Origin of the sequence: Ruegeria arenilitoris (assembly GCF_013032445.1) — a bacterium.
GTDB lineage: Bacteria > Pseudomonadota > Alphaproteobacteria > Rhodobacterales > Rhodobacteraceae > Ruegeria > Ruegeria arenilitoris_F.
In genome coordinates, this window is record NZ_WQCA01000001.1 from 321,156 (window position 1) to 343,759 (window position 22,604).

Annotated in this window: 24 protein-coding genes and 1 pseudogene; 13 read left to right on the forward strand and 12 right to left on the reverse strand. The window is 58.3% G+C overall.

The annotated features are described in order from the left end of the window. The first annotated feature begins 922 nt into the window (after positions 1-922). From GOW98_RS01540 to GOW98_RS01560, 5 genes are all read left to right on the forward strand, one after another. Positions 923-2,242: a glutamine synthetase family protein gene (locus tag GOW98_RS01540; RefSeq protein ID WP_170329297.1), complete on the forward strand. Its 1,320-nt coding sequence runs from the start codon at positions 923-925 to the stop codon at positions 2,240-2,242. 58 nt (positions 2,243-2,300) lie between these two features. Beyond that, entirely contained in the window at positions 2,301-2,981 is a 681-nt protein-coding gene (locus tag GOW98_RS01545; RefSeq protein WP_170329298.1) for a type 1 glutamine amidotransferase, read from the forward strand. Beyond that, positions 2,981-4,339, forward strand: a complete 1,359-nt coding sequence (locus GOW98_RS01550) for a glutamine synthetase family protein (protein ID WP_170329299.1) — start codon at positions 2,981-2,983, stop codon at positions 4,337-4,339. Before GOW98_RS01545 ends, GOW98_RS01550 begins: the two co-directional genes overlap by 1 nt. 8 nt (positions 4,340-4,347) lie before the next feature. Continuing rightward, positions 4,348-5,652 (forward strand): NAD(P)/FAD-dependent oxidoreductase, encoded by a 1,305-nt coding sequence (locus GOW98_RS01555; protein WP_170329300.1) that lies wholly within the window; start codon positions 4,348-4,350, stop codon positions 5,650-5,652. Positions 5,653-5,765: 113 nt separating this feature from the next. Continuing rightward, a complete protein-coding gene (locus GOW98_RS01560) occupies positions 5,766-6,980 on the forward strand; it encodes a DegT/DnrJ/EryC1/StrS family aminotransferase (RefSeq protein WP_170329301.1) in 1,215 nt (404 codons plus the stop codon). Between the two features lie 3 nt (positions 6,981-6,983). Here GOW98_RS01560 and GOW98_RS01565 read toward each other — a convergent pair whose 3' ends face one another. From GOW98_RS01565 to GOW98_RS01580, 4 genes are all read right to left on the reverse strand, one after another. Then, complete coding sequence (locus tag GOW98_RS01565) at positions 6,984-7,745, reverse strand: trypsin-like serine peptidase (protein ID WP_170329302.1); 762 nt, start codon at positions 7,743-7,745, stop codon at positions 6,984-6,986. A gap of 10 nt (positions 7,746-7,755) precedes the next feature. After that, positions 7,756-8,310, reverse strand: coding sequence for a polyhydroxyalkanoate synthesis repressor PhaR (gene phaR / locus GOW98_RS01570; protein ID WP_170329303.1), 555 nt, complete (start codon positions 8,308-8,310; stop codon positions 7,756-7,758). 134 nt (positions 8,311-8,444) lie between these two features. After that, positions 8,445-8,891 carry a phasin family protein gene (locus tag GOW98_RS01575; protein WP_170329304.1) on the reverse strand — a complete coding sequence of 149 codons (447 nt, stop codon included), beginning with the start codon at positions 8,889-8,891 and terminating at the stop codon, positions 8,445-8,447. A gap of 131 nt (positions 8,892-9,022) precedes the next feature. Then, the gene (locus tag GOW98_RS01580) at positions 9,023-10,825 is read right to left on the reverse strand and encodes a PHA/PHB synthase family protein (RefSeq protein WP_170329305.1); all 1,803 of its coding nucleotides are present in this window, start codon (positions 10,823-10,825) and stop codon (positions 9,023-9,025) included. Positions 10,826-10,941: 116 nt separating this feature from the next. Between GOW98_RS01580 and phaZ the strand changes: the two genes are divergently transcribed. After that, positions 10,942-12,213, forward strand: a complete 1,272-nt coding sequence (gene phaZ / locus GOW98_RS01585) for a polyhydroxyalkanoate depolymerase (protein WP_170329306.1) — start codon at positions 10,942-10,944, stop codon at positions 12,211-12,213. A 17-nt stretch (positions 12,214-12,230) separates the two neighbouring features. Then, on the forward strand, positions 12,231-12,803 hold the full coding sequence (locus GOW98_RS01590; RefSeq protein ID WP_367646784.1) for a DUF6151 family protein: 573 nt from the start codon (positions 12,231-12,233) through the stop codon (positions 12,801-12,803). Here the strand turns inward: GOW98_RS01590 and GOW98_RS01595 are convergent. The 4 genes from GOW98_RS01595 to GOW98_RS01610 form a co-directional block, all read right to left on the reverse strand. Next, a complete protein-coding gene (locus GOW98_RS01595) occupies positions 12,794-13,510 on the reverse strand; it encodes an alpha/beta fold hydrolase (protein WP_170329308.1) in 717 nt (238 codons plus the stop codon). The two genes, GOW98_RS01590 and GOW98_RS01595, sit on opposite strands and share 10 nt — an antisense overlap. Before the next feature lie 85 nt (positions 13,511-13,595). Continuing rightward, complete coding sequence (locus GOW98_RS01600; protein WP_170329449.1) at positions 13,596-14,210, reverse strand: hypothetical protein; 615 nt, start codon at positions 14,208-14,210, stop codon at positions 13,596-13,598. 20 nt (positions 14,211-14,230) lie between these two features. Then, positions 14,231-15,223 carry an alpha/beta hydrolase gene (locus tag GOW98_RS01605; RefSeq protein ID WP_170329309.1) on the reverse strand — a complete coding sequence of 331 codons (993 nt, stop codon included), beginning with the start codon at positions 15,221-15,223 and terminating at the stop codon, positions 14,231-14,233. Beyond that, positions 15,223-15,972 carry an alpha/beta fold hydrolase gene (locus GOW98_RS01610; protein WP_170329310.1) on the reverse strand — a complete coding sequence of 250 codons (750 nt, stop codon included), beginning with the start codon at positions 15,970-15,972 and terminating at the stop codon, positions 15,223-15,225. Before GOW98_RS01610 ends, GOW98_RS01605 begins: the two co-directional genes overlap by 1 nt. Before the next feature lie 194 nt (positions 15,973-16,166). On the opposite strand from GOW98_RS01610, the gene thrS reads away from it, so the two are divergent. The 5 genes from thrS to GOW98_RS01635 all read left to right on the forward strand — a co-directional run bounded on the left by thrS (position 16,167) and on the right by GOW98_RS01635 (position 20,846). Continuing rightward, a complete protein-coding gene (gene thrS / locus GOW98_RS01615) occupies positions 16,167-18,125 on the forward strand; it encodes a threonine--tRNA ligase (protein ID WP_170329311.1) in 1,959 nt (652 codons plus the stop codon). 222 nt (positions 18,126-18,347) lie between these two features. Then, positions 18,348-18,635, forward strand: a complete 288-nt coding sequence (locus tag GOW98_RS01620) for a BufA1 family periplasmic bufferin-type metallophore (protein ID WP_170325388.1) — start codon at positions 18,348-18,350, stop codon at positions 18,633-18,635. A 71-nt stretch (positions 18,636-18,706) separates the two neighbouring features. Continuing rightward, positions 18,707-19,564 carry an MNIO family bufferin maturase gene (gene bufB / locus GOW98_RS01625; protein WP_170329312.1) on the forward strand — a complete coding sequence of 286 codons (858 nt, stop codon included), beginning with the start codon at positions 18,707-18,709 and terminating at the stop codon, positions 19,562-19,564. Continuing rightward, entirely contained in the window at positions 19,561-20,322 is a 762-nt protein-coding gene (locus GOW98_RS01630) for an HvfC/BufC N-terminal domain-containing protein (RefSeq protein ID WP_170329313.1), read from the forward strand. The genes bufB and GOW98_RS01630 overlap by 4 nt, the downstream gene beginning before the upstream one ends. Next, on the forward strand, positions 20,319-20,846 hold the full coding sequence (locus GOW98_RS01635; protein WP_170329314.1) for a DoxX family protein: 528 nt from the start codon (positions 20,319-20,321) through the stop codon (positions 20,844-20,846). Before GOW98_RS01630 ends, GOW98_RS01635 begins: the two co-directional genes overlap by 4 nt. Position 20,847: 1 nt before the next feature. On the opposite strand, the gene GOW98_RS01640 is transcribed toward GOW98_RS01635, so the two are convergent. Continuing rightward, positions 20,848-21,216 (reverse strand): hypothetical protein, encoded by a 369-nt coding sequence (locus tag GOW98_RS01640; protein ID WP_170329315.1) that lies wholly within the window; start codon positions 21,214-21,216, stop codon positions 20,848-20,850. A 41-nt stretch (positions 21,217-21,257) separates the two neighbouring features. Continuing rightward, complete coding sequence (locus GOW98_RS01645; RefSeq protein WP_170329316.1) at positions 21,258-21,575, reverse strand: ArsC/Spx/MgsR family protein; 318 nt, start codon at positions 21,573-21,575, stop codon at positions 21,258-21,260. Positions 21,576-21,791: 216 nt separating this feature from the next. On the opposite strand from GOW98_RS01645, the gene GOW98_RS01650 reads away from it, so the two are divergent. Beyond that, a complete protein-coding gene (locus tag GOW98_RS01650; RefSeq protein WP_008758035.1) occupies positions 21,792-21,998 on the forward strand; it encodes a cold-shock protein in 207 nt (68 codons plus the stop codon). An 80-nt stretch (positions 21,999-22,078) separates the two neighbouring features. Here the strand turns inward: GOW98_RS01650 and GOW98_RS01655 are convergent, their stop codons facing one another. Beyond that, on the reverse strand, positions 22,079-22,387 hold the full coding sequence (locus GOW98_RS01655; RefSeq protein ID WP_170329317.1) for a hypothetical protein: 309 nt from the start codon (positions 22,385-22,387) through the stop codon (positions 22,079-22,081). Positions 22,388-22,440: 53 nt separating this feature from the next. Further along, positions 22,441-22,560: pseudogene (locus tag GOW98_RS26445) on the reverse strand (FAD-dependent thymidylate synthase); the annotation flags it as partial. Positions 22,561-22,604: the final 44 nt, after the last annotated feature.

Genomic DNA, 22,604 nt, shown 5'->3' on the forward strand with positions numbered 1-22,604 from the left:
TGATCATCTCTGGGAGACAAAAACTATGGTCCATTTCTTTCAGCTTCAGTTCCATCGCGCGCATGAAATCTGTGTTGTTTTTCATGTGTGCTATGTTGTGTATGAGTTTGCGCACAAAGCGCATGTGATCTAACGTCCAGATCGGCGATATTGTCGCCAAAAAACTTGAACCGGTATGCCAAAAGTATGCCAAAAACCAAACGCGATACAGAACACCCAATAAAATAAGCCTACTTTGGCTTAGTAGGTCCAGTCCATCATCGGTGCCACGCTTAAGCGCGCCGCTTTTTGTGCGTTATTTTTCAAAGCGTTAACTCCATGCAATCCCAAAAGGCGTGTAGCACGATTTCCTTGGGTTTCGTGGTTTTTCCGGGGGTTTTCGATTCGAGCGTGCTATGGTGTAGCACATCCAGAGAACACAAACAGCAGCCCGAATGCTGCTGGTTACTGAGCCGCCGCCACCTTTCCCTTCTTTCCCCTGCACAGCGGAAATCGGCTATCAAACCCTGAATGTTCTTGGGTGTTCGAACCGGCTTCCCCATTACCGAAACCAAGATGGGATGGAATCCATGACCAAACTCAACGACAGCACACAACGCCGTGTCGCGACCACTACCGCTCAGAATGCCCGCCAACTTACAACAACTCAGAACGCCCCCGAAAGCCGGGCCCCCGTAGTTGCGGAATGTCCCCTTCCACAAAGCGAAGAGACGGGGCAGAAGGCTTCTAGGAGCTTGAGGCCGGCGAGTCCCACTATTTCAGCCGCGCGCGTCAAACGCTTTGGCACAAAAGGGGCGAATTCGGGATTGCCCCCTTTGACGCGAAACGCCTGAAGCTCAACTCACAAAAAATTTGATCAAATTTGATGACAAAGCGCCCGGTCTCAATTACATCTCGAACATCCCAAGTGATGGAGCCCCAGATGGACCTGAGCGTTCTGCACAGTTTTCGCGTCGCTGCTTGTGACCTTAACGGCCAGATGCGTGGCAAGCGTGTGCCGCCCTCTTATGCTCACAAGCTGGCCAAAGGAACGGTGCGGATGCCCTTTTCCGCTCTGAACGTGGACCTGTGGGGCGCTGATATTGACGGCAGCCCTCTGGTCTTCGAATCCGGTGATGCGGATGGAATGCTGCTGCCCACAGAACGCGGGCCGGTGCCGATGCCGTGGCTGGCGGCGGACACGGCGCTGGTTCCGATGTGCCTGTACGATGACGCGGGTGCGCCCTTTGCAGGCGACCCGCGACACGCTCTGGCCGCGGTGTTGGAGCGCTACGCCCAACGCGGCTGGTCCGTCATCGCGGCGACCGAGCTGGAATTCACACTGCTCGATGCGTCGGGCGCGCAACCGCAGCCCCCGATCAACCCGGTGACCGGGCGCAGGTTGGCGGATGAATCGGTCCTGTCCATGGCCGAAATGGACGCGTTCGACGCCTTCTTTACCGAGTTATATGACGGGTGTGCCGCAATGGGCATTCCCGCGCAGACGGCAATCTCGGAAAGCGGTATCGGGCAGTTCGAGATCAACCTGAACCATCAGGGCGCAATGCGTTGCGCTGATGATACGTGGCTTTTCAAAACCTTGACGCGCGGTCTTGCCCGCAAACATGGGTTTACAGCCACCTTCATGTCTAAGCCTTATGCCGATGATGCCGGCAACGGGATGCATGTGCACTTCTCGGTCGTGGACGATAAGGGCCGAAACGTATTCGACAACGACGGGCCTGAAGGCACCGATCTGCTGCGTTGGGCCGTCGCCGGATGTCTGGCCGCGATGCCGGGATGTACACTGGTCTTTGCGCCGCACGGAAATTCCTACACACGGCTCGTGCCCGGCGCGCACGCCCCGACCGGCGCAAGCTGGGCCTATGAAAACCGCACCGCCGCCCTGCGCATCCCCGGGGGTGCCCCCGCCGCGCGCCGGATCGAGCATCGCGTTGCCGGCGGCGATATCAACCCCTACCTGATGCTGGCGGCCGTGCTGGGCGCGGCTATGAACGGGGTCGAGGACGAAACCGAACCGCCCGCCCCGATCTCGGGCAACGCTTACGAAATCGACGGCCTGCCTCAACTGGCAGCCGACTGGGCGTCGGCGATTGCCGCCTTCGAGACCGACCCGCAGGTCGCCCGCATCTTTCCCGCCGATCTGATCCGCTTTTTCGCGATGACCAAGCGGCAGGAAATCCAGCGCTTTGATGAGCGTCCGCCCGAGGAACATTGGCTCAGCTATCTCGAAGCGGTGTGACCCCCTTGCCCGCTTGAATTCGGTGGGCTAGAATAAATTTGATCAAATTTGGTGACCCATGAAAATCGGCATCCTGGTAACTGGCCACCCGCCTGACGAATTGCGCGAACAATTTGGCGCATATGACGCAATGTTTCGCACCTTGCTGGATGGAAACGGCTTTGAGTTCGATAGCTTTGCAGTCGTCGACAATCAGTTCCCCGACAGCGCCGATCAGGCCGATGGCTGGATCATCACCGGCTCGCGCCACGGGGCATATGAAGACCACACGTGGATTCCACCGCTGGAAGACCTTATCCGCGAAATCTGGACGAACGGCCAACCATTGATCGGCGTTTGCTTCGGACATCAGATCATCGCGCAGGCGCTTGGCGGCAAAGTCGAAAAGTTCTCAGGCGGCTGGGCCATCGGGCGGACGGATTACGACTATGACGGGCAGACGGCGACTCTGAACGCCTGGCATCAGGATCAGGTTGTCGAATTGCCCGAAGGGGCCAAGGTGACCGGCTCGAATGCTTTCTGCCGCAACGCTATGGTAGCCTACGGTGACACGATCTGGACTGTTCAGGCACATCCGGAATACGGTGACGGCTTTATCAAGGGCCTGATGGAAACCCGCGGCAAAGGCGTCGTGCCTGATGCCCTGATGCAAGCGGCCGCCAATCGCCTGCCCGCCAAGGATGACAATCCAAAGATCGCGCAGCTCATGGCAGAATTTCTGAAGAAAGAGAGGGCCTGATGGCCGACTGGAAAGATCAGCTGCCACAGGCAGCCCGGACCTATATCGAAGGCCAGCGATTGGATGAGGTCGAGTGCATCATCTCGGACCTGCCCGGCATTGCCCGAGGCAAGGCGGTGCCTGCGTCGAAATTTGCCAAGCAGTCCTATTTCCACCTTCCCGACAGCATCTTTTACCAAACCATCACCGGTGACTGGGGTGAGGCCGCCGGTGAAGACGGGTTCATCGAACGGGACATGATCCTCAGACCCGATTTCACGACTGCCTCCGCCGCGCCATGGACTGGTGACTGGACGCTGCAGGTGATCCACGACGCCTATGACCGGGACGACAACCCGATCCCGTTCAGCCCCCGCAACGTGTTGAAACGTGTGGTGCAACTGTATCACGACAAGGGTTGGAAGCCGGTCGTCGCGCCCGAGATGGAGTTCTTTCTGGTCGCCCCAAACGTGGACCCGGCCCAAGGGATCAAGCCAATGATGGGCCGCTCGGGTCGTCCGGCAGCCGCGCGTCAGGCCTATTCAATGACGGCGGTGGATGAATTCGGCCCGGTGATCGACGACATCTATGATTTCGCAGAACACCAGGGGTTTGAAATCGACGGCATCACGCAGGAAGGCGGCGCGGGCCAGTTGGAGATCAACCTGCGCCACGGCAACCCGGTCAAGCTGGCCGACGAAGTGTTCTATTTCAAACGCCTGATCCGCGAGGCCGCGCTGCGCCACAACTGCTTTGCCACATTCATGGCAAAGCCAATCGAGGATGAGCCCGGCTCAGCCATGCACATCCATCACTCAATCATCGATATCGAGACGGGCCAGAACATCTTCTCCGGCCCCCAAGGCGGTGAGACAGACGCGTTCTATCACTTCATCGCTGGGCTGCAGAACCACCTGCCCGCCGGGCTGGCGGTGATGGCGCCCTATGTGAACTCCTACCGCCGCTACGTGAAAGATCACGCCGCCCCGATCAATCTGGAATGGGCGCGTGACAACCGCACCACCGGTATTCGTGTGCCTCTGTCCGGCCCTGAGGCTCGACGGGTCGAAAACCGCATCGCAGGGATGGACTGCAATCCTTATCTGGGCATCGCACTCTCTTTGGCCTGCGGTTATCTGGGCCTAATCCAGCAAGAACGCCCACGCCGCCAGTTCTATGGCGACGCCTATGAAGGCGACGGCGATATCCCTCAGGTCATGGGCAACGCGCTGGATCTGTTCGACGAAGCGACCGCGCTGCACGAAGTCCTCGGCCCCGAATTTGCCCGCGTCTACGGCATCGTTAAACGCGCAGAGTATGAGGAGTTCCTGCAAGTCATCTCTCCGTGGGAGCGTGAACATCTGCTGATGAACGTCTGATACGCGCGATGAACCTGCTCTATGCCAATGACCGCAAGGCCGAGTATCCGGCCAGTTGGTACGCTGCAACGGCCAATGCTCTGGATCGATTTCCCGCGTTTTCTGGGGATGAAAAAGCTGACGTTTGCGTGGTCGGAGGCGGCTATACCGGCTTGTCCGCCGCACTGCACCTGGCCGAGGCCGGGTTCGATGTGGTGCTGCTTGAGGCGCACCGCGTTGGGTTCGGCGCGTCGGGCCGCAATGGCGGTCAGCTGGGCAGCGCGCAACGGATGGATCAGGAAGACCTTGAGCGGCTGGTCGGCGATGACGACGCGGCGAAGCTCTGGGATTTGGCCGAGGATGCCAAGGATCTGGTCAAATCGCTGATCGCCAAGCATCAGATCGATTGCGACCTGAAACCCGGCGTAGCGGTTCTGGGTCTCAGTTCTGGCGAAAAGCAAGAATTGCACGACCACGCGGCGCACCTGTCTGACCGATACGGCTATGACCAGATGGAGTTACTGGACGAAGGCGCAGGCCACGCGCTGTGTCCTTCGCCGGCCTATCGCGGCGGTTACTTGGACATGGGTGCCGCGCATCTGCATCCACTTAACTTTGCACTGGGGCTGGCACAGGCAACGGCGAAAGCCGGCGTTCGCATCTTTGAAGGCACCGAGGTTACGGGCGTTGACGAAACTCACCCCGCCATCGTGCGCACTGCACAAGGGAACGTAACCGCCGACCATGTGATACTGGCCTGCAATGGGTACCTCGGCGACTTGAATGGCAAGGTGGCGTCGCGGGTCATGCCAATCAACAACTTCATCGCCGCGACCGAGCCGTTGGGGGCAGACGCTGCCCGCGTTCTGACCCGCGATGTTGCAGTCGCCGACACCAAGTTTGTAGTGAACTATTTCCGCCTCAGCAGTGATAGTCGCCTGCTGTTTGGCGGCGGCGAGAGCTATGGCTATCGCTTCCCGGAAGATATTGCCGCCAAGGTCCGCAAACCGATGACCGAGATTTTCCCGCATCTGCGTGACGTCAAGATCGACTACGCCTGGGGCGGCACTCTGGCCATCACCATGCGGCGGATGCCCTATCTGGCGCGGGTTACGCCGAACATCCTGTCAGCCTCGGGCTATTCCGGCCACGGGGTTGGCACCGCGACCCATGCCGGGCAACTGATGGCACTGGCCATTCAGGGTCAGGCCGAAGGGTTCGACACCATGGCCCGCGTTCCCGCCCAACCCTTCCCCGGCGGCACCGCCCTGCGCAGCCCTCTGCTGGTGTTGGCAATGACGTGGTTTGCCCTGCGGGATCGCCTCGGGGTCTGACCTAAAGAATTTGCGACAGATTGGTGAAATTTCGCCCACAAGGCGATTGAGGGGTTTTATTGCCCCATGTTTAGCTTTATCTTTCCCAAATATAGAATTCGGGAAAACCAAATATGACGCTTCCTCCAAACGTTCATGACGCCGAACCCATCCCCGCAGCCGCCCGCGAAGCCATCGACGCCATCATGCAGTCAGGCGACCTGTTCCGCTATACCGCACCGCAGGATGCACCAGTCGCTTTGCTTGAGGCTGAATTCGCCGCCTTGCTGGATACGAAATACGCGCTGGCGGTTTCGTCCTGCTCGGCCGCTTTGTTCCTGTCGCTGAAAGCCTTGGGCCTGCCGCGGGACGCGCGGGTGCTGATCCCCGGCTTTACCTTCGCCGCCGTGCCGTCGTCGATCGTGCACGCGGATTGCATTCCGGTGCTGTGCGAAGTGGGCGAAAACTATCGCATCGACATGGAGGACTTCTCCGCCAAGCTGAATGACGTGCAGGCGGTGATCATCAGCCATATGCGCGGCCACACGTCCGACATGGACGCGATCATGGCCCTGTGCAACGAACGCAATATTCCAGTGATTGAGGACGCGGCCCATTCGCTGGGCACCACGTGGCACGGTCAGAACATCGGCACCATCGGAAAGGTCGGCTGCTTCTCGTTCCAATCTTACAAGATGATCAACGCTGGCGAAGGTGGCATCCTGATCACCGATGACCCCAATCTGGTGGCCCGCGCCGTGATTATGTCTGGCGCCTATGAGCATAACTGGAAAAAGCACAAAGGTCCGCACGGCGACAACTCGCCTGAGTTGGAGCAGGCCTTTGCCCGCTGGCAGAACCAACTGCCGCTTTATAACCTGCGCATGAGCAATCTGAGCGCCGCCGTGATCCGCCCGCAAATCCCGGAACTGGCACGTCGTGTGCGTGACGGGCTTGCGAACCACGACTATATGGCGGAACGCCTGAACACTTCGGATTACATCGACGTCCCCGCCCCACTGACACCGGAACGTCGCGCGCCGGATTCGATCCAGTTCAATCTGGTCGGAATGGATGAGGCCGAGATCCGCGCCTTTGCCGCCGCCTCCGAAGCGCGCGGTGTGAAGGTTCAGGTTTTCGGACTGAGCGAGGACAACGCCCGAGCCTTCTGGAACTGGCAGTTCCTGCCCGAGAAGTTCGAACTGCCGCAGACGCGCGACATGCTGATGAAGGCCTGTGACGTCCGCCTGCCCGTTCGCCTCACGCGCGAAGAGCTGGACGTGATCGCCGATATCCTGCTGGCCTCGGTCGGCGAAGTGACCGGCCCGGTTCCGGTCTACGGCACCTGACGGCTATTGTGGGTTAAGGTCAAACAGCTCGGTCGACAGAAACAACGCCGTGACCCCTTCGGGGGTTGCGGCGACGCGCGAAAGGATCGCAACCACCTGCAGACCGGCGGGAGTTTCCACCAACAGCGGCGCGCCGGAATCCCCCATCATCACAGGGCAAACCGCAGTCAGAACCCCGCCCTGATGCCGTTGCGGGGGACAGGCTTTGGTTTGGCTGAGTACATGTGGCCGCACTCCGGGATACCCTGCAACAAAAGCCAAAGCATCATCGGCACTTGCAAGCGGCAGATATCCGACCTGCTGACCGATCGGTTCGCTGAGTTCCAGAACTGCCCAATCCAGATCAGTACGATTATCAAACGCTTCGTCTTTGCCCTGGTCGGGATGAAGGCGATACCCATTTACGTCTGACAATGCGACAGCCTCCCCTCTCTGATACCCAGCGGCAAATCGAATGCTTGAGGGTGGAATCCACCGTCGACGTGGCGCATTGTACAGGCAGTGGGCGGCAGTCAGGACTAGTCGATCCGACACCAGTACGCCGGTGCAATGGGACCTCTGATCCCGGCTGGCAAAGTTGATCCGCCCGATGGCGCGCCAGGGTGGCTGGCCTGCATCCAGAATCTCGCGATTGCGGACAGCCTCACATCCGGCACCGGATTGGCTGCCCAGTCTGCAGACCGGAGACCAGTTTTCCGAATAAACGCCCTGCGACAGCGCAGGCTGCGTCCAAAGTAATGCGACACTCAGGACCAGCCAGCGCATCGTTGCGCGGTCAGTTGAGCTTGGAGAGCTTTTGCTGCAACTCGGCAAGTTGCTTTTTGATTTCGTCCAGATCTTCTTTAGATTCCGGGTTATCTTCGTCATCCTTGCCCGGCCCGGACCAGTTGCCGGACAGACCACCCGTCATCGCCTTCAAAAACGCCTGTTGCTGCGCCTGCATCGCCTCAAACCCCGGCATCTGCGACATCGGGTTCATGGCGTTCATGTTTTCCATCATCTTGCTTTGGCTTTCGCGCAACATCTCAAACGAGCTTTGCAGGAATTGCGGCATCATCCCACCGCCCGGAATCATGTAGCTGCGCACCAGGTCGTTCAGAACATTCACCGGCAGAACGTTCTCGCCCCGGCTTTCATGTTCAGCAATGATTTGAAGCAGGTACTGCCGGGTCAGATCGTCACCGCTTTTCAGATCGATAATCTGCACTTCTCGACCGTCGCGGATAAACGCCGCAATATCTTCCAGTGTGACATAGTCGCTGGTCTCGGTGTTATACAGCCGACGGCTTGCATAGCGTTTGATCAACAGCGGTTTTTCTTGTTTTGGCACCGTTTGCCCTCCCCAAGGATGATGCGTTGCAGCAGAGATTATGCGACTGCAGAACAAAAAGAAAGGGCAGGTCAAAAGACCTGCCCTGCGCGATTGCACCCGTTGGGAGGATTGGGCGCGCCTCGCGGCATTCCTTACTTGGCAGTTGCGGCTTTCTTGGCAGCAGCTGTCACGTCGTTGGTTGCTTTCTTGACGGCAGCGGTTGCATCTTCAGCAGCTTCTTTGCCTGCAGCCATCAGCAGCTCGACGGTTTCTGTCTGCAGTTTTTTCGCGATTTCTGCGAAAGCAGCCATGTTTTCAGCAGCAACTTCAGCCGAAGCGCTTGCGAAATCGGTGGCGGCTTTTGCGTAGTCTGCCGGCTCGGCTTTTGCTTTCGACATCTCGGTCAGTTTGGCCAGGGTGTCCTTGGTCCATTTGTTCGAGATTTCAGCCGATTTTTCAGCGGCTTCCAGAGCAACGCCCGACAGCTTTTCGTTCAGCGAAGCGGTCGATTTGAAGGCACCTTCCAGAGCGGTGGTGTCAACGGGGAATGCGCCCATCATTTCTTTCAGGGTCGCGGTAAAGTCTTGAGTCTTTGCCATTGTCCTAATCCTTTTTGCCGAACCGAGCCCACCCCGGCTTTCATCAGCTTGAGGACAATATGAATGCTGCGCCGCAGCATTTCAAGTTTTTTTTGCTGCGACGCAGAATTTTTTTAAGTTTCAAAATGAAATCAGCCGTTTGGATGGGCCACAACATAGGTACCAGGCGCCGGGGCTAACCGAGGGTGATCCGAATCACCGGTGTCACGCGCAGGAACCTGCTTGCCCGAGCGTTTCTTCAGCCATGCCTCCCACAACGGCCACCACGAACCTTCGTGGAAATCAGCCTCTTTCAGCCAGGTATCAGCATCTGCCTTCAAATCCGGGTTGGTATAGTGTCCATATTTCTTCTTGCTGGGCGGATTGATGATGCCGGCAATATGGCCGGATTCCGAAACAACGAAGGTTTTGTTTCTCGATCCCATCTTTTGGACACCACGATAGCAGTCTTTCCACGCCGCAATATGATCTGTCTCGCATGTGACAGCCATCAGCGGCACATCCACGTCGCTGAGTTTCAACTTGTGACCGAACAGTTCAAACCCGTCAGTGGCAAATTCGTTGCGCTGACATAGGCCACGAAGATACTCGACCGTCATCTTCGCTGGAAGATTGGCCCCGTCGCCATTCCAGTACAGCAGATCAAAGGCCGGAGGCACCTCACCCAGCATGTAGCTGCGGATCGCCGGTCCATAAACCAGATCGCGGGAGCGCAGGAAGGACATGGTGCGTGCCATGATCCAGGACCGCAGCACGCCCTCTTTGTTCACCTCTTCTTCGATTCCGTCGATGAAATCGTTCTGCAGGAAGGGTGTGAATTCCCCCTGCTCGGAAAAGTCGGTCAGGGCAGTAAACAAGGTTGCCGATTTGACTGATTTATCGCCGCGATGCTTCATCAGCGCCAGTGTCAGGCTGAGCGTGGTACCAGCGATGCAATATCCGATCGCATTGACCTGCTTGACCTTGCAGATCTTCTTGGCTTCTTCGATCGCGGTCAGGAACCCGTCCTGAATATAGTCCTCCATCCCGGTGTCGGCATAGCTTTCGTCCGGGTTGACCCAGCTGACGACAAACAGGGTATAGCCTTGCTCGGTCACCCATTTGATCAGGCTGTTCTGCGCCTTGAGGTCGAGAATGTAGAATTTGTTGATCCAGGGTGGGAACAGGACGATTGGCGTTTCATGGACTGTTTCGGTCGAGGGCTTGTACTGGATCAACTCCATCATGCGGTTGCGATAGACCACGTCACCCGGCGTCGTCGCCAGATTTCCGCCAACTTCAAACGCGCTCTCGTCGGCCAGCTTGACGACCAGTTCACCATTGTTGGCCTCCAGGTCCGAGACAAGGTTCTCGAGGCCCTGAATCAAAGACTGGCCTTCGGTTTCAACGGCCTTCTGCAGCGCGTCCGGGTTTGTCGCCAAAAAATTCGTGGGCGACATCATGTCGATAATCTGTTGCGAGAAGTAACCCAGACGCTGTTTGTCCTTGGCATCCAAATCATCGACTGATGCGACAGCTTGGGCGATGGCCTCGGAATTGGTCTGATATTGCTGACGGATCAGCCTGAAATAGGGATTGGTCTCCCAAAGCGGGTTGGAGAACCGTTTGTCGCCGGGCTTGGCATCTTCGCCTTCAACTTCGCCCGTAGTCATCGCCTGCTGCGCCTCGGCGAAGTTGAGAACCGACTTACCCCAGAATTCTATCTGTTGCTCCAACAACTTGGCGGGATTCTGCCAAGCATCGGTCCAATATGCCGTTGCTGCTCGTGCGAAAAGCTCTTGATTCGGACCGTCCAAAGCCGGCGTATGCGACTTTTTCGTAGCCATGACTTCAATCAGCCTCTTCGAGAGCGCTTCAACCTTCTCCATATTTTCTTTAAGGCGTTCAATGTTTTCTTCAGTCAATTCCGGCGTCTGGTCTTCACTTGTTGTCATTTTAACAATTCCCGCTTAATCTCGCTGCTACGCAGAATAACGTCGTGGGTCTCGGGGGGCAAAGCGGCGAATGGTCCGAACTTAATACAGGCTGACACGCAGGAGGCCCCTTTTTCATGCGCTACATGATGACTTACGACTTGATGGAAACGATGCGCAACACCAACCAATGGATGGGCGCAACTGCCAGCGCCTTTGCATCTTATCCTATGTTCTCGATGGTTCCCAACCCCGCTTTCAGTATGATGGCAGCCTGGGGTGAGGTGACCGAGCGGACATTCCAACGCATGATCGTTAAACCCGACTGGGGTATCCGCACCTTTACCTGCGAGGACGGCAAGGACCATCTGGTCGATGTGACCACTGTTGTCGAACGCCCTTTTGGTGATCTGGTCCATTTCCGTGTAAACGGCCGCGAAGAACAGCCCCGCAAGGTTCTGCTGGTCGCGCCGATGTCGGGGCACTATGCCACACTGCTGCGGTCGACCGTGAAAAGCCTGCTGGTCAATTGCGAAGTTTACATTACCGACTGGCATAACGCGCGCGACATTCCCGTGTCCGAAGGCAAGTTCGATGTCGAGGACTATACACTCTATCTTGTCGATTTCATGAAGGAACTTGGCCCGGACACCCATGTTGTGGCCGTCTGCCAACCTGTTCCGCTGACGTTGGCCGCGACCGCCTATCTGGCCGAGGTTGAGCCCAAGGCGCAACCCAGCACCCTGACCCTGATCGGTGGCCCGGTCGACCCCGACGCCACCCCGACCGACGTGACCGACTTTGGCCGCCGCGTCACCATGGGTCAGTTGGAAGAAACTATGATCCAGCGCGTTGGCTTCAAGTACAAGGGCGTGGGCCGCATGGTCTATCCCGGCCTATTGCAGCTGGCGTCGTTCATGTCGATGAATGCGGATCGCCACTCTAAAGCGTTCTCGGACCAGATCCAGCGCGTGATGCGCGATGAGGCCTCGGACCACGATGCCCATAACCGCTTCTACGATGAATATCTGGCCGTCATGGATATGACCGCCGAGTTCTACCTGTCCACGGTTGAACGTATCTTCAAAAACCGAGAGATTGCGAAGAATGAATTCGTGGTTGCCGGCCATAAGGTCGATATCGGCAAGATCACCGATGTTGCCGTCAAGACGGTCGAAGGCGCCAATGATGACATCTCGGCCCCCGGCCAGTGCATCGCGGCGCTGAACCTGTGCACCGGTCTGCCGGAATCGAAAAAGGCCAGCCATGTTGAGCCCGGTGCCGGTCACTATGGCATCTTTGCCGGGCGCAGCTGGCGCGACAATATCCGGCCGCTTGTGATTGACTTCATGAACGCTAATTCGCGCAAATCGAAACGCCGCGCCGCCAACAGCAACAAGGTGGCCTGACCTCAGTGCGCAGGAGAGTGGCAAAGGAACTGCCCTTCTCCTGCAATTGCGGCAAGCTTAGCGGGCATATAACGGCTGCAGGTGTTCAATCCGGCACCCATGTTGTGTGTTTTTGCCATGATTGCCGCGCGGCTCAGCTGTATTTCGGGCAACCCGACCCGGCCCCCGGACCCGTCGACGTGTTGCAAATGAGCCCGGAAGACATCCGCATCGATAGCGGCGTGGAATATCTGGCACTGATGCAAATCAGCCCCAAGGGGATGCTTCGATGGTACGCAGATTGCTGCAACGCCCCGATCGCAACGACGTCGCGGACAGCCAGGTTCCCCTTCGCTGGTTTTATCGTCAAGCGCATCGCTGATCCGGGTGTTCTTGGTCCGGTCACCACCCGTGGTTTTGTGCCACAACCGGACGGCAAGCAGTCACACGAAAAACTGCGCTACGCAGCGGTCGGGCTTCTGTCACGCCTGACGAAATCCTGGGTGTCAGGCAGTTGGAGGAACACGCCGTTTTTCAATACCGATACCGGTAAACCGGTAGCGGCCCCGACGATCCTCAGCAAGACTGAGCGCGCGAAGTTTTACACGTAGACCGCCCGTGCGGGTGTGCACAGCCATTTGGTCAGCGCGTCATTCACAACCCTAGCCGCTTCCAACGTCGGCAGATGCCCGGCCCCTTCGACGACCTGCAGTTCAGCGTCGGGGATCATATCCGCCATGAAGGCGTGTTTTCTCTGTGGCACCAGCGTGTCGTGTACGCCGCACAGAACCAACGTCGGAACCCGGATGCGCCTCAACTCACCCTGTTGATCCGGACGCCTTTGCAGGGCACGAACCTGGCGTTCGAACACTGCAGGCCCCAAATCCAGAGCCATTTCAATCAGGCTGTTCAATATTGGAATGCGCCGCGGTCCCGGGGCCAGTGCGTCAGAACCGATGACCCGCCGCATCACGTCCTCAAGCCGCCCTGCCTTTGCACCAACCAAAAGCTCCTCGCGCGCGACGGCCAACTGAGGTGTATCGGCCTGCGCATCCGCCGCCATCAGGCACAAGCGCGACACCCGGTCCGGCGCGCGGCGGATAAGTTCCAGCGCCACCACGCCGCCCATCCCCAGCCCGCCCAGCGCAAAGCGATGCGGCAACTGGTCCAGCAGGGCCGAGGCGATCTCTTCAATCCGTTCCCCCAGCGAAACAGGCGCAACCATCACGGCACGCTGACGCGACAGACAAATGATCTGGGGTTCAAAAATCCGTGCATCGCACATCATTTCGGGCAGTAAAACCAGCGGCTCGATCACGCGGGGCCTCGTAAAAATCGACCTTTTCGGACGTTATTCTTACTCTACAGCATGAGAGGTTTTGCGGGCGTGGGCAAGTTAAACTTCAGGGATAGTTGATGCCCCGGAAGGTCGGGAAATCCGCATACCGTTCTTGCCTCAAAGACAGGTCCTCTTCTGGCTCGGCACCGGGGCGAAGCAAACAGCCTCGCGGTGCGATATAGCTGTCGATCCGGCGATGGGGCTTGGGTCTCCAAACCAAGTTGAAGGCGCAGAGTTTAGGGAAAAACCAGATTTCGGAATAGTCCAGATGGTCGTGCATCCACCACGCCAGATCGCGCCAATCCCGCCCGGTCTCATACTGATCGGCAAACCACGGAATGACGATTGAGGCACCCGCAATCCGCGCGTCGCCCTCGCCCCGATCCCAGATGTGGCATTCCAGAGGGTTGTCGTTCCGGGCGCAGTTCAGACGGTTCTCATTCCCGAACCGGTTCAGCGAAGGTGAACGATATCCGGACCGAACCGCGACCCGCCCGAAGGTCTCCTCAAGCGGGTCTAGCAGGGTCTGGCAAAATGCGCGACCGGTCTCGATGGCCAGATCGGGATTGTCGGGAAGGTTCTGTTTTTCATGGAAATTCCCGATCTCGGAGTACAGGAAATCCCGCATGAAAAAATGCCGCGACAGGCGCACGCGACCAAGCGTTTCAAGGCTCCACATGCTGCCCGGCTTGCGCATCGCTATTCTACACCTATCCCTTTGAGCCAGTTCAGAATGCCCGATACAGTCGCGTCAGTCTGCCCCGGAGACATCAATCGCCCGGCGACTACATGTGACGCAGGATCGTCCCCCGGCCCCATCGTCACCAGATTGACTGTGGAAGGACCGCCCCAACTTTCCGCCACCTTGTGCGTTCGGTCGGGCCGCACCACCTGATCGTCGTCCGAGAACCAGAACAACGCTGGCACCAGTGCGCCTGAGAAGTCCAGTGCATAGACGGTTTCAACCAGCACGGTCATCGGCACGACGGCCTCCCACGGGTAGACCGACGTCCAATATTTGTTCTTTTCGGGGTTCGGGCCAGAGACGTCGCGTTGCTCTCCCATCACCAACGGCAGCCATTCGCGCGCCCATGGCAAGGCAGGAAGTCCCGCGCCGGGCGTGTTCACCCCAAAGTTGGGCGATACAAAGATCATCGCCGCAACATCCTGACTGAGTTCCGGGTCCATTGCGGCAGCTGCAGCCAGCGTTCCACCGGTCGAGGTCGACATCACCACAACCTTATCGCCAACGGCTCGCGCTGCCGCCAACCCCTCGGCCATGTCCTGCATCCAGCCCGAGGGTGTTGCCTCGGCCATTGCGGGGCCATCCCGCCCATGACCCTGCAGTCGTGTATAGACCAGATTGGCCCCCAGTGCGTCGGCCACCCTGTCCGGCACGGGTCGAATTTCCTCGGATGAGGCGGAAAAGCCGTGCACGTAAAGAACAGAAATCGGCGTGCGTTGTTCCTTGAAACCGTCCTGCCAAACCACCCGTTTCTCGACGCCCGGAACGATGTCGTCGAAGGCAGATTCCGTACTTTCGAAATAGACCTGAACGCCCTCACCGAATTTGCGCGCATCAAAGCGCGGATGCAAATCAACCTCCTCGCGCGGCCCGAACCAGTAGATCAACCCAGCGAGAACAATCAGCACCAACAGCAGACGGCCCAGTATCCAACCAAATCGCTGCATCAGGTACTCCCTATCACTTCAAGCACCGCATTCTCGATCAGCCCCAGGCAGGGACCGTCCGAGAAACGATGGTCGGCATCCTTGACCAACAACAGACGCATGTCCACGCTCGAGGCGTGGTTCAGCAAACGCACAGCCGTTTCGGTGGACACTGCAGTATCTGCAGTGCCCTGCAGGCAGCGCACCGGAAAAGGCAGCTCCAGCAAATCGCGCAACACCAGCTGTTGCCGCCCGTCTTCGATCATCCGCTTGGTTATAATGTAGGGCTCCATGTAGTCCGAGGGCAGTTCGACATGCCCGACGGTATCTAGTGCCTCCTTTTGCGCGTTACTGAACGACGCCCAATAACCGTCCTCGGTAAAGTCCGGCGCAGCTGCGATGGTCACCATCCCTGCAATCCGCTCGGGCATCGCCTTGGCCAGCAACAGCGCTTGCCACCCGCCCATCGAGGATCCGACGACAATCAGCGGCCCCTCGGTCAATTCGGATACGGCCGCCACAGTATCCTGATGCCAGTCACCGATGCAGCCTTCTTCAAACGCCCCCGAGCTTTCGCCATGACCGGAATAGTCGAACCGTAAAAAGGCTTGCCCGCGCGTTTGCGCCCAGGCTTCCAGATGCACCGCCTTGGTGCCCTCCATATCCGACTTGAGACCGCCCAGGAAAACAATGGTCGGGCCAGAACCTTCGCTCTTGTGATAGGCCAATTGCCGCCCCTGCGGTGTTTCCAGAAAATCCGTCGCAGTCATGAAACCCTCTTTCTCTTTAAGAAACATCATGCACGGCAAACCAGTGGTCGCAATTCCCGAATTTCTGCGCCCCACAGAATCGACGCCCGCCCCTTCTGCTCTTGACAGGTTATGCTGCACCTGCCAAATCAGCGCGACACACATAACCCGCAACCGGGCGTTCAGTGGGCGCCAAACCGACGAGGAGAGCCGATATGGCCTTAGACTCACAGTCAGTCTCTCTCAAATTTCCCGATGGCAATTCACGTTCCTATGACGCAGGCGTCACGCCCGCGCAGGTGGCAGCCGATATCTCGACCTCGCTGGCGAAAAAGGCCATCTCGGCCACGGTGAACGGCCAGCACTGGGACCTGCAGTGGCCCATCGAAGCTGATGCCGATATTGCCATCCACACCATGAAGGATGAAGAACAGGCCAATGAGCTGATCCGCCACGATCTGGCCCATGTCATGGCCCGCGCGGTGCAGGAAATCTGGCCCGCGACCAAGGTCACCATCGGCCCCGTCATCGAAAACGGCTGGTACTATGACTTTGACCGTGAAGAACCGTTCACGCCCGAAGATCTCGGCCTCATCGAGAAAAAGATGAAAGAGATCATCAACAAGCGCGACCCCGTCACCACCGAGGTCTGGGACCGTCAGCGCGCGATCGAGTTCTACAAGGCCAACAATGAGCCCTACAAAGTTGAGCTGATCGAAGCCATTCCCGGCGATGAGCCTCTGCGCATGTACTGGCACGGCCATTGGCAAGACCTGTGCCGCGGCCCGCACCTGCAGCACACCGGCCAACTGCCCGGGGACGCGTTCAAACTGATGTCTATCGCAGGCGCCTATTGGCGCGGTGACAGCGACCGGGCGATGCTGCAACGTATCTATGGTGTAGCTTTCACCGGCAAGGAAAAGCTGAAAGCGCACCTGCATATGCTCGAAGAGGCCGCCAAGCGCGACCACCGCAAGCTGGGCCGCGAGATGAATCTGTTCCACATGCAGGAAGAGGCCCCGGGCCAGATCTTCTGGCACCCGAATGGCTGGAAAATCTATACCACCCTGCAAGACTACATGCGCCGGATGCAGGAGCGTGACGGCTATGTCGAGGTGAACACCCCGCAGGTCGTTGACCGCAAACTGTGGGAGGCTTCGGGCCACTGGGACAAATACCAGGAAAACATGTTCATCGTCGAAGTCGACGAAGAACATGCCCGCGAAAAGGCGATCAACGCGCTGAAGCCAATGAACTGTCCGTGCCACGTGCAGGTGTTCAATCAGGGTCTGAAGTCCTATCGCGACCTGCCGCTGCGTATGGCCGAGTTCGGCTCGTGCGCGCGCTATGAACCGTCTGGCGCGCTACACGGAATCATGCGGGTGCGCGGGTTCACGCAAGACGATGGCCACATCTTCTGCGCCGAGGATCAGATCGAGTCTGAAACCGCCAAGTTCATCGCCTTCCTGTCCAAGGTTTATGCCGATCTGGGCTTCCATGACTGGACGATCAAACTTTCCACCCGCCCGGAAAAGCGCATCGGCTCGGATGAAAGCTGGGATCTGGTGGAAAAGGCCTTGGGCGATGCCTGTAAGGCCGCCGGATATGACTATGAAATTCTCGAAGGGGAAGGCGCGTTCTACGGGCCGAAGCTGGAATTCACGCTGACCGACGCGATTGGCCGGACGTGGCAGTGCGGCACGCTGCAGGTTGACCCCAACCTGCCCGAGCGTCTGGACGCCAGCTTTATCGGAGCTGACGGCGCGAAGCATCGCCCGTTCATGCTGCACCGGGCAACTCTGGGGTCGTTCGAGCGCTTCATTGGCATTCTGATCGAAGAACACGCCGGCAAGCTGCCCTTCTGGCTGGCCCCGCGTCAGGTCGTTGTCGCCTCGATCACGTCCGAGGCGGATGACTATGTCATGGAAGTGGTCGAAACGCTCAAGGCCGCAGGTGTCCGCGCCGAGGCGGATATCCGCAACGAGAAGATCAACTACAAAGTCCGCGAACACTCGGTCGGCAAGGTACCGGTCATTTTGGCCGTCGGTCACCGCGAGGTTGAAGAGCGCACCGTCAGCGTCCGTCGTCTGGGTGAAAAACAGACGCAGGTTCAACCGCTTGAGGCTGTAACAAATGAGCTGTCGAAAGCGGCAACCCCGCCAGACCTGCTGTAACATTAGGCGATAAATCGCCCTGTATCCGGCCCCAAAATAGGGGCCGGATTGAAACATTTTCCCTTTTTCTTTTCAAAAACAATTTGTTACCCTTCAAGAGGGCATGCCATGTCCTGACGGGGTTGTGAGACACGGGCTCGTGAATTCAACTGCAGCCCCGCAAGCACTACCTTTGTCATTGTCACAAGCAGACATACGCAGTCATCAAAAGGGATTTCCGAGATGTCGAACACCGCAAAAACACTGGTTATCGCAAGCGCAGTCGCAGCCGCCGTTTCGGGCGCAGCAACCACTGCAACCGCACAGGCCAAAGAGAAATGCTATGGCGTATCGCTGGCCGGTCAGAACGACTGCGCCGCAGGCCCCGGCACAACCTGCGCGGGCACCTCGACCGTTGACTATCAGGGCAACGCCTGGACTCTGGTCGACGCAGGCACCTGCGCCGATATCGAACTGCCGGACAACCGCAAAGGTTCGCTGGAACCGCTGGACCGCGACCTGCCGGCATAAGCCCACGCTTTCAAGAACCGAAGGGGCGGGCCATATCGCCCGCCTCTTTCTTGTGATTGGAGAGCACGCACATGTTGGACAATTCAACCAGACCGAACAATCTTCCTGCCGCACCGGGCGTTGGCTACAAGCCACAGCACTATGCGCAGATTCTGGACCACACCAACCCCGTCGCATGGCTTGAGATTCACGCCGAGAACTACATGGGTGACGGTGGCCGTCCCATTGCACAGCTGCGTCACTTGTCGGAACAGTTTCCAATTTCCGTCCATGGCGTCGGCCTGTCGATCGGCGGCGAAGGCCCACTAGACGCGGTTCATCTTTCCCGTCTGAAACATTTGGTCGGCTGGCTGAACCCCGCCAGTTTTTCCGAACATCTGGCTTGGTCCACCCATGACAGCCATTTCCTGAACGACCTGCTGCCCCTGCCCTATACCGACGCCACGCTGGACCGCGTCTGTAACCACATTGATCAAGTGCAGGACACCGTTGGACGGCAGATGCTGCTCGAAAACCCCTCGAGCTATCTGGCGTTTGAGGAAAGCACATGGTCCGAACCCGATTTCCTGCGCGAGATTGCCCGCCGCACAGGCTGCGGCTTGCTGCTGGACGTGAACAACGTCTTTGTCTCGGCCACCAATCTGGATTTCTCACCGCAGGGCTATATCGACGCCTATCCTCTGGACAAGGTGGGTGAGATTCACCTCGGTGGCCATGACGAGGACGAAGACGACCACGGCCACCCGCTGCTGATCGACAGCCACGGGCGCGAAGTGGTCGATCCGGTCTGGGCTTTGCTGGATTATGTTTTGGAGCGCTCGGGCCCGAAACCGGTGCTGATCGAGTGGGACACGGACGTCCCCGACTGGCCCGTTCTGCGGGCCGAGGCAGACCGCGCACAGGCGGCCCTGGACCGCATCCCGGCATGAGCGTTTCGCAAACAACCTTCCACGCGTCATTGCTGGAGCCGTCGGCAGCTATCCCCGAGGGTTTGCTGGACGCCGACGCGCAGCCCGCCGGTCGCCGGTTCAGCGTGTACCGCAACAATGTGGCCGTCTCCCTGACCGAGGCGATGCATCAGGCCTTTCCTGTGATTACCAAGCTTTTGGGGCCGCAGAACATGGATGGCCTGTCGGGGATATTCCTGCGCAAACACCCCCCCTCTTCCCCCCTGATGATGTTCTATGGTGAGGCGTTTCCGGACTTCCTGACCGGAATGGAGCAGCTATCTCATCTGGGCTATCTGCCCGACGTCGCGCGACTGGAGTTGGCGCTGCGCCGATCTTACCACGCAGCCGACAGCACACCCGCTCCGGCGGAGGCGCTCGCCGTGCCGCCCGAAGATATCATGCGGGCGCGGTTGCGGTTCGCCCCGGCCATGCAGGTTTTGGCATCGGACTGGCCGATTTTCTCAATCTGGCGCTTCAACACCGAAGAGGGCGCACCCAAACCGGCGCCGGGACCCGAGGCTGTACTGATCACCCGACCCGACTATGACCCAGCTCCGCACCTGCTGCCCGAGGGCGGCGCGCATTGGATCGCGGGCCTTCGGGCCGGACAAACCATTGGCGACACGTTTGAAGAAACGACGACCAAATTCCCCGATTTTGACCTTGGGGCCACTCTGGCGCTGCTTTTGCAGGGCGGCGCAATAACCTCTGTGACTATCGAAAGGCTGGCAACATGACTGCCCTGATCTCATTGCACAACAACACCCTGGGACGGTTGGAAATGACCGCTGGCTGGTTGACTCCGACCTTGGCGCGGCTGGTCTTTGCAGCGACGTTGCTGATCTACTATTGGAACTCGGCTACAACCAAGCTGGGCAGCGGGTTCTTCGGGTTCCTCCGCCCATCAGACGGTGCTTATGTGCAAATCTTTCCCAAAGCGATGGAGGCGGTCAGCTATGACAGTTCGCAATTGGGAATCATGCACTGGGCCATTGCCGTTGCGGGAACATGGGCTGAATTCCTGCTGCCCGCGCTGATTGTGATCGGCCTGCTCTCGCGGTTTGCCGCATTGGGCATGATCGCGTTTGTCTGGGTTCAGACCATTGTGGACGTCAACGGACATGGCACTGAACTGGGCAGCTACTTCACCAACGCCGTGAGCTTGCTGGATGACCGGACACTGTGGTCCTTCGTGCTGCTGGTGATTGTGATCAACGGCGCAGGCCCGCTGTCGGTTGACCGTATCCTGCGCATCAAGTGATCTAGAAATGTGCCTTGGGCTCGTCCGGTTTAACCGCGGCCAGCCCAAGGAGGCCCGCCACGGCCGCAAACGCCACCGGAAACATGGTGAAAACGTTGAAACCAAAGGCGTAGTACATGCCGGCGGCTGAGATCAGCAACAACACACCCCCGACCAAAGCACGCGCATGAGCCATCGCGCCACCGGCGATGGCCAGCAGAGGTGCAATGATCGAAACCACTTGTATGACCTGAGCGTTGTCCACCTGTTCGGCCAAACCCTCGATCTCACCGTAAGTATCGATGATTTCGACATAGCCATACCCGACAAAGCCAACGATCATCCCGATCAATCCGGCAATGACGCCCAGAATCATAGCTGCGTTGCGCATTCAAAACCCTCTAACTTGCGTCAATTCACATAGTTACCCGGTCACGCAACGCCAAGCCCCTGTTTCGTTTCCGCAGTCCAGCCCAGATACAGCGTGCCGTCTTGCTCGATCAGGGGGCGCTTCATCAGAGTCGGATTGTCCGCAAGCAGCTCCAACGGAGGCCGCGCGCGTTCCGCATCATCCAAACCCCGCCAGGTTGTCGAGCGGGTGTTGAGCAAAGCCCCGCCGAAGGTATCAAAAGCCCGCGCAAGCACGGAATCCGGCACGCCGTCGGCCCGAACGTCGACAAATTCTGCATCTGGCAGTGATTTCAGCGCCTTACGGCAGGTGTCACAGGTCTTCAGGCCAAAAAGGCGCATCTGCGGGGGTCTCCTGTATCTGGTTCAATTTTCGGCAATTTTGCCGGATCGCTTCGGTAATTCTTGATTTTTTACTTCACCGTGCAATGTTGAAAAAGACGAAACACGCAATCCGGGCTGTATCGTGTGGGCGATACAGTGATGTGTTGCGGCGGCGTCAACCACTACCCCCACCAATTTTGTGGGACAACGTGAAAGTAGAAGGAGACACGGGAAATGCCAACTGGCACCGTGAAGTGGTTTAATACCACGAAAGGCTACGGGTTTATTGCCCCCGATGAAGGCGGCAAGGACGTATTTGTTCATATCTCGGCCGTTGAACGGTCCGGTCTGACCGGGCTCGCTGACAATCAGAAAGTCTCGTACGAGCTGCAAGACGGACGCGACGGCCGCCAAATGGCAGCTGATTTGAAGCCACTATAAAAAACCGCGGTCTGCGGGCTATCAAAACAGGCCAACGGCCAATTACCGGCCGTTGACCATCCTTCAAAGGTTAGAAAACCTTACCCTCGCGCCGGGTCGACCTTGGCATGAGTGTACCAGTTTTCGCCCATCGCCACGATGCAGGACGTCCCGGTCGCATAGGTGACCACCATCGTCCAGTCACCGGATTTGCTGGTCCAGACCTCCATCAGTTGCTCAGGTCCGCGAATGCCGGTCGCCGCACGTTCCGAGCCGAACTGACGTTCCAGCTTTTCGTGCATCCGGGCGGTCGGCTCGCAAATCACCTCGGCGATCGGAGATTTGGCCTGCGCTGCGGGTGGCAGTGCGAGGCACAGGCACGCGGTTCGGATTGCAGTAGAAAGCGTCATGAAATGAATGTAACAACTTCATGACGCCCTGTATAGACAAACGATATGCGCGATCAGCCTTCGCGGATAACGACCTCGAACTCGCGCCATTCCCGCGCGGTCATGCCCGAGTTCTCTTGTGTGACCGTCTCACCCGCCAGCATTCTGCGCAGGCTGTCGACCATCTGTGCTGACGTCAGACATAATGATCCGATTACTGTTGATGATCCTGCCGGCG